The 598-nt window shown below is 29.6% G+C and carries 1 protein-coding gene; it reads right to left on the reverse strand.

Translation table 11 applies throughout. The annotated features are described in order from the left end of the window. Window positions 1-206: 206 nt before the first annotated feature. Window positions 207-386, reverse strand: coding sequence for a hypothetical protein (locus ACTNBA_RS19085; RefSeq protein WP_441075827.1), 180 nt, complete (start codon window positions 384-386; stop codon window positions 207-209). Window positions 387-598 lie beyond the last annotated feature (212 nt).

Raw genomic sequence — 598 nt, forward strand, 5'->3', positions numbered from 1 at the left:
TTATTAATTAGGGATAAGACTTGCAAGTCCTTATACCCAGTATTTTATCAGTGGAGTTTCTTTTTTTCAAAGTTCATTTAGCTTTATAACAGGAATGCTAGTTAACTAGTTAAAAAGTTATATAGTTACCTAGGATCATATTTAACTAGTTTCATAGTTTAAAATATGGCTAGTTTTCTATATAAAATTTCGTATATTTAAATAGTTTAATTTTCTTTAATCTTCTCTCGTTGTACGAAAAATGAAAATATTATGCTTGTTAACATTCCAGCTACAAAAATACCAACGAGTACTCCTGGTACTGGCTTCTTGAATACAACAAATAATAACATTATTATCAATACTGTTATTTCTATAGAAAGACCTAACCACATTACTTTTTTCATTATCTTTTTTCCTCCTTTCAATGGCTAAACTACTAAATCTATCTCCACCTAAAGGGTATTGATTTTAATAACCACATTGTAACCTGTAATCAGCTTATTTTAATCGAGTAGGAGGAAAATAATTATTTTATTTTCCGTCCTCTCACACCACCGTGCGTACCGTTCGGTACACGGCGGTTCAATAGAATTACCTATATCTTAAATAACTTTCA

It is taken from the genome of Clostridium sulfidigenes (genome assembly GCF_052067195.1).
GTDB lineage: Bacteria > Bacillota > Clostridia > Clostridiales > Clostridiaceae > Clostridium_J > Clostridium_J sulfidigenes.

Bases quoted from the DNA above. Each gene is read 5' to 3' on its own strand.
- ACTNBA_RS19085 (WP_441075827.1), bottom strand. From the start codon at position 386: ATGAAAAAAGTAATGTGGTTAGGTCTTTCTATAGAAATAACAGTATTG.